The organism is Pseudoxanthomonas sp. LjRoot204_2 (assembly GCF_056175765.1).
Genome location: NZ_JBGFFG010000185.1, coordinates 1 through 6,634, shown reverse-complemented (window position 1 = coordinate 6,634; position 6,634 = coordinate 1). Strand labels below are relative to the sequence as shown.

General features: G+C 64.1%; 4 protein-coding genes and 1 pseudogene. All 5 read right to left on the bottom strand.

Annotated features, from left to right (window positions below):
- A partial coding sequence (locus AC04L7_RS10225) for an XVIPCD domain-containing protein (protein ID WP_475512941.1) occupies window positions 1-1,495 on the bottom strand: 1,495 nt, incomplete at its 3' end.
- Between the two features lie 15 nt (window positions 1,496-1,510).
- On the bottom strand, window positions 1,511-2,026 hold the full coding sequence (locus AC04L7_RS10220; RefSeq protein ID WP_436000232.1) for a hypothetical protein: 516 nt from the start codon (window positions 2,024-2,026) through the stop codon (window positions 1,511-1,513).
- 516 nt (window positions 2,027-2,542) lie between these two features.
- On the bottom strand, window positions 2,543-4,540 hold the full coding sequence (gene tkt, locus AC04L7_RS10215) for a transketolase (protein WP_475512940.1): 1,998 nt from the start codon (window positions 4,538-4,540) through the stop codon (window positions 2,543-2,545).
- Between the two features lie 99 nt (window positions 4,541-4,639).
- The gene (locus AC04L7_RS10210; protein ID WP_475512939.1) at window positions 4,640-5,953 is read right to left on the bottom strand and encodes a dicarboxylate/amino acid:cation symporter; all 1,314 of its coding nucleotides are present in this window, start codon (window positions 5,951-5,953) and stop codon (window positions 4,640-4,642) included.
- Between the two features lie 139 nt (window positions 5,954-6,092).
- A pseudogene (locus AC04L7_RS10205) lies at window positions 6,093-6,634 on the bottom strand (BatD family protein); the annotation flags it as partial.

Sequence of the window (6,634 nt, the reverse complement as noted above, 5' to 3'; positions counted from 1 at the left end):
ATTCGGTGAACTCCTTCTGCAGGACTTTGGCAGCGGCCTGGTCACCCACCTGCAGCGCATCGATCCAGCGATCGACCACCGGGTCGCCACTGGCGCGGATCCGCCCTGCAGCCACGATCGGCACGTGCTGATGGTCGTGCCCCATGCTGGCATCCTGGGTGTGGTGGAAATGGCCGGGCTTCGCCGGGATCTGGCTCGTGTCCAGATAAGGGCGCGGCGCTTTGTTAGCGCCAAGGTCCAGCCCTTCCATTTCGATCAGATTTTCCTTCAAGCCGAGGACCGCCATGTCGATGGCGATCTGCGGGCGCGCGCCTTTGTATGACACATTGGCCCGGTCTTCTGCGGCGACGATCTGCTCAAGCGCCCAGGTACCGTAGTAGTTGGGATAGTCGGCGGTGGGGTTGGGTTTGTGTTCGCCGATGCCCACGGGGCGTTGGCCGGGCTGCGCATGCACATGGGATGGGCGATCGAAGTAGTGCTGGCCCATCGCCGCGATGTTGGCGGGGTTCTGCGACAGGCTGCCGTCTTGGTTGAAGGTGAGGCCCTGGTTGATACTGAGCGCCTTGGTAACAGGGTCGCGCTGGACAAAGTCCAACGTCCTGTCATTACCTGCGTCTGCCATCATGTCCAAGCCTGGCATGGAAGGATTAAGCTGTCGCTCGCGACTCAACAGCGCGTTCCAGCCTGCGATCTCTGCTTTCGCCTCATCCTCTCGCCCTGCTTGGATGTAAGCCCGCAACTCGTCCGTATAGTCGTGTATGTGCCCTTGCGCCTTAGCTTGGACGGTTATGCTCCGGACGAATATCCCAGTCGCATTATCCTTAGCGGCATTGTTAAAGCCATGCCGGATCTCGTGACCTAATACGAAAGTCATATCTCGAACATCGTATCTGCCAAGGGGATTTGCGGGTGTATTGGTTTGCAAACCCGACGGAGACAGATTGATGCCTTTCGGCGTGCCGTCCTGTCGCACCGTATTTCCGTCATAAGTGGCTCCTGCCGCCATTCCGTTGCCCAACAGACTGAAATGCTGCACGTGCCCCTGTCTTATCGCGTCTTTCATCTGATCCGCCAGYACGGGCGATCCGTTAAGTGCAGACTGCAGGTTGGTCACCATGTCCTGATCAACGGCGTGGATCTTCCCGGCATGGTCCTGCCAAGTCTTGTAGGCGAAATCGACGGTGATCGCCTGTAGCCCGATCACTGCCTTCAAGTCATCGCTTGCCGTCGTGCCGACGGGCCGAAAGCTAGTCGCCGGCAACGTGATCACACCGGCCTGCTTGTCGTAGGTGCCGATCAAACTGGGTGATGTACTCGACATCTCCAAGGCAAAGCCCTGAAGCTGACGGGTGACGGCCTGCTGGTTGAGCACGTTTAGCCGGTTGGGATCGGCGAGGACCGCTGCCCGCAATTGGGCCTCCTGGACCGGCGTGGCACCGGGCTGAGCGGCAAACCGCGAAAGTGCGGCCTCAAGTTGCGGATTTGGCTTGACCATCCTCTTGCTCCTGCGTCAGTTCAATGTACCGATGGACTTGACGCACAGTCTGCCCGGCGTTCCTGCTACCACGTTTTGCGGAATGATCGAAAGCGTGATATCGCCCTTGTAATAGCGCCAGCTCCGCAACTCACCAATCTCTCCGTAGATCGGAGCATCACGAAAACCCACCGCTAGCAACGCATTGTGGTAATCCTCGAAATCCAAGTTGCACGCGAAAGCAGGGAAATCGGGAAAACGCTCACCTGGCTTCCCGAACGCCAAGCTCATTCCACGGAGCAAGGAAGGCGAACCGGCGATGTAGTCGAGGCTGAAGTACCACCCTTCACCTAATGGCTGGCTATACCCGTACAGGTATTCTGGCGTGCCATCAAAGCGCTTCAGCGGGACGCCCAACACTCTCTGGACGCGCTCAAGATTCAGATCTTCCCGTGACTCTAAGCCCTCGATCAGCTTCAGGAACCGCCTGCCGATTTCTTCGGCAGAAAGTGCTGGACTCTCAGTCGCAGGGCTGGTGTCTGACGCGGCCATGGCAGCTATCTCCTTGGCAAGTACGGATGTCTCGGATGAGGTGGCGCAACCGGCAGAAATCACGGTAACAGTCGCTAGAAGCAGTGATGCGACACGGCGGAAATGTGCACTTCGCAGAGGTGGCATCATCATGGCGTTCCATCGCATGGGCTTCCCGCCAAACCTATCACCGCGCATCAGGAATTGGAAATCCGCCTTGCCGCAAAACGCGGGAGCCCGCTGCAACGCACTTGTATGCGATGAAGTCACACTGGGCAGCGGCCCAGGTTGTGACACGACGCAATCTGCCCGCGAAGTCATTCCGATGCGGTGGCAACAGGAGTGGGGCCCTTCAGTCCAGCAGCCAGCACAGGCCCACAGAAACGAAGCGACGACGGCTTTTAATGGATATACGGGTAGCAACACCGGCATCGGAAAGCGACGTTGAAGCAATATCGTCTTGCCTGAACTTTTCATTGGGTCCAAAAGAAAAGCCGGGCAATGCCCGGCTTTTCTCGGTCTTGCGGTACGTCCCGCTCAGAGCGACTTCGCCGCCTCGACCACTGCGTCCGCGGTGATGCCGAAGTGCTTGTACAGCGCGTCGGCCGGCGCGGAGGCGCCGAACGTGGTCATGCCGATGACCGCACCATCCAGACCCACGTACTTGCCCCAGAAATCGCTGATCGCGGCTTCGACGGCGACGCGCTTGCGCACGGCCTTGGGCAGCACGGCCTCGCGGTAAGCCGCGTCTTGGCGATCGAACACGTCGGTCGACGGCATCGACACCACGCGCGTCTTGATGCCCTGCGCATCCAGCATGGCCTTGGCCTGCGTGGCCAGGCCGACTTCAGAACCGGTTGCTATCAGGATGACGTCCGGCGTGCCATCGGCATCGGCCAGCACGTAGCCGCCGCGCGCGATATCGCCCACCTGCGCCTCGGTGCGCGGCTGGTGCGGCAGGTTCTGGCGCGAGAACACCAGGCAGCTCGGGCCGTCCTGGCGGACGATGGCCTGCTTCCACGCCACTGCCGATTCCACCGCGTCGCACGGACGCCACACGTCGTTGTTCGGGATGTAGCGCAGCGAGGCCAAGTGCTCCACCGGCTGGTGCGTGGGGCCGTCTTCGCCCAGGCCGATGGAGTCGTGCGTGTACACGTGGATGGCGTGCGCCGGGATCAGCGCGCTCATGCGCACGCCGTTGCGCGCGTAGTCGCTGAACACCAGGAAGGTGGCGTCGAACGGCACGAAGCCGCCGTGCAGCGCCAGGCCGTTCGCGATCGCGGTCATGCCGAACTCGCGCACGCCGTAGTACACGTAGTTGGCGTTCGGATCGGTGGTGGAGACCGACTTGCTGGCCTTCCACAGCGTGAGGTTGGAGTGCGCCAGATCGGCCGAGCCGCCGACCAGTTCCGGCAGCAGCGGCGCGAACGCTTCGATGGCGTTCTGCGAAGCCTTGCGCGAGGCGATCACCGGGCCCTCGGCCTGCACCTTGGCGATGTAGGCATCGGCCTGGGCGACGAAGTCGGCGGGCAGTTCGCCCGAGGCACGGCGCTTGAGTTCGGCGGCCTGCTCCGGGTACTGCGCGGTATAGGCGTCGAGCAGGGCGTTCCAGTCGGCTTCCAGCGCCCTGCCGGCCTCGACCTTGTTCCAGCCTGCGTAAATATCTGCCGGAACCTCGAACGGACCGTACGGCCATTCCAGCGCGACGCGCGTGGCTTCCAGCTCGTCCTTGCCCAGCGGTGCGCCGTGACTGGATTCCTTGCCGGCCTTGTTCGGCGAACCGAAACCGATCGTGGTGCGGCAGCAGATCAGCGTGGGCTTGTCGGTGGCCTTCAGCGCGGTATCGATCGCGGTCTTGATCTCGACCGGGTCATGGCCGTTGACGTTGCGCACGACCTGCCAGCCATAGGCTTCGAAGCGGSCCGGCGTGTCGTCGGTGAACCAGCCATCGGTGTTGCCGTCGATGGAAATCTTGTTGTCGTCCCAGAAGCAGACCAGCTTGCCCAGGCCCCAGGTGCCGGCGAGCGAAGCGGCTTCATGCGACACGCCTTCCATCAGGCAGCCGTCGCCCATGAAGACGAAGGTGCGGTGATCGATGAGGTCGTGGCCTTCGCGGTTGAAGCGCTGCGCGAGCAGCTTCTCGGCCAGCGCGAAACCGACCGCGTTGGCGAAGCCCTGGCCGAGCGGACCGGTGGTGGTTTCCACGCCCGGCGTTTCGTGGCGCTCCGGGTGGCCGGCGGTCTTGCTGTGCAGTTGGCGGAAGTTCTTGAGTTCCTGCAGCGGCAGGTCGTAACCGGCCAGGTGCAGCAGCGCGTAGTGCAGCATCGAGCCGTGGCCGTTGGACAGCACGAAACGGTCGCGGTTGAACCAGTGCGGGTTCGACGGGCTGTGGCGGTAGTAGTCGTTCCACAGTACTTCGGCGATGTCGGCCATGCCCATGGGCATGCCGGGGTGACCGGAGTTGGCGGCCTGCACCGCGTCGGCGGCGAGGAAACGGATGGCGTTGGCGAGCTGGCGGCGGGTGGGCGTCGTCATGGGGAGTCGGAACAGGGGGCGGCGCCCGGCGGGCTGCGGGCCGCTCATTGTCCCACCCCCTGCCCGCCCTGTCGCGGTTGCAGCGTGCTTTCCGGGGTGTTAGCCCGGCTGCCCCGGCAGTTTCACGTCGGCGCGCTCGCCCTTGGCCACCAGCGAGGCCAGGGTCAGGTCGCCGGTGACGTTCAGCGTGGTGCGGCACATGTCGAGGAAGTGGTTCACGCCCAGGATCAAGCCGATGCCGATGGGATTGACGCCCACCATGGCGCAGATCAGCGCCACCACCGGCAGCGAACCGGAGGGCACGCCGGCCGTGCCGATGYCGCCCAGGATGCACACCAGCATCACCATGAACTGCTGCCCCAGCGACAGGTCCACGCCGAAGAACTGGGCCAGGAAGATCACCGTCACGCCCTCGAACAGCGCGGTGCCGTTCTGGTTGGCGGTGGCGCCCACGGTCAGCACGAAGCGCGACACCGTGCGCGGCAGGCCCAGTTTCTCGTCGGCCACGCGCAGTGCGGTGGGCAGGGTGGCGTTGCTCGACGCGGTGGAGAACGCCATCACCATCGCTTCCTGCGCGCCGCGGAAGAACTTCAGCGGCGAGTAGCCGGCGAGCTTCAATGCGACGGAGTAGCTGACCAGCAGGTGTAGTGCCAGCGCGAGCACGACCACGAACACGTACTGCCCCAACCTCAGCAGCAGGTCGAACCCGAAGATCGCGGCCAGGTTGAACATGAAGCAGGCCACCGCGTACGGAGCGAGGCGGATCACCAGGCCGATCAGCGTCATCGAGATCTCGAACACACCCTCGATGCCGCGCTTCAGGATGCCGGTGTTCTCCGACGGGGTCAGCACCAGGCCAATGCCGAACATCACCGCGAAGAACATCAGCGACAGGATCGCCGCGTTGCTCGACGCCGCACCGATCACGTTGTCGGGCACGATCGACAGCAGCATGTCCATGCCGGTCGGCTGACTGCCGACGCTGGCGACGATTTCCTTGGTGCGCTCGGCGTTCTCGGCGATCAGCTGCTGCGCCAGCGCAGGATCGACGCCGACGCCAGGCTTGAACACATTGACCAGCAGCAGGCCCAGCAGCACGGCGACCGCCGACAGCACGATGGTATAGGCGAGCGTCTTCCAGCCGATCCGGCCCAGCGCGCGGATATCGCCCATCTCGGCGATACCGCAGACCAGGGCCGAGAAAAGCAAGGGCACGATCAGCATGAAGATCAGGTTGAGGAAGATCTTGCTGAAGGGCGTGGTGACGTACTTCGTCACGTCCTGCACCCAGCCGGCATCGCCCTGGCCGGTGGCATGCACGATGAGTCCGACGATCAGGCCGACGCCGAAGCCGATGGCCATCTTCCAGTGCAGAGGGAGTCTGGCGCGCTTGGCGGGCGTAGCGTCGGTCATCGGCAGTTCCTGCAGGGGCAAAGGCGGGAGCTTAGCAAACCCGGTGCAAGGCCCCGGCGCGCCTCGTGTGCAACGTCGGGCRTGGCGGCGTGAGTCGTCTCCCTTCTCCTGACGATGACGAACATGGGCACGATGTCCCCTATCTTGGATACAGGGGCGGCAACGGCTCTTCCTCCGCGCGCATGAGCGGCGCAGACCACTGCGGACCTCCGCGGAACGCTTCGCGCAATGCGGCACGCGCCTGCGCGGCATCGCCCCCCGCCCAGCGGGCACGCCGCAGCAGATCCACCGCGTTCCGCTGCGCCGGTGCGACGAGGCGACGCTGCAGCTCGTCGAGGTCGCCCGCGACGGGATGCGCCATGCCACAGAGCACGTGTTCGATGTCGTCCAGATCGCCGGCGTCGAGCACGCGCTTCAAGTCGGCGGCGGTGTGGGTGGCGCGCGAAGCCGCTGCGTGGGGCAGGTCCAGTGGCGCGGCGGGGAACTCGCGCACGACGCGCGCACCCGGCTGGCGACGCGACAGTGCCCATACCAGCGTCGCGAGCCACAGCAGCGCGAAGCCGGCAGCCAGCCATGGCCACAGATGCGGGGGCATGCGCCGTTCACCACCGGTGGCGACCAGCCCCCCTTCTTCCCCGCCCTGCGAGGCCAGAGCAGGGTTGCCTGCTGCGGCCGGCGCGA

Coding starts and splice junctions, on each gene's coding strand:
- AC04L7_RS10220 (WP_436000232.1), bottom strand. CDS start 2,026: ATGGCCGCGTCAGACACCAGCCCTGCGACTGAGAGTCCAGCACTTTCT.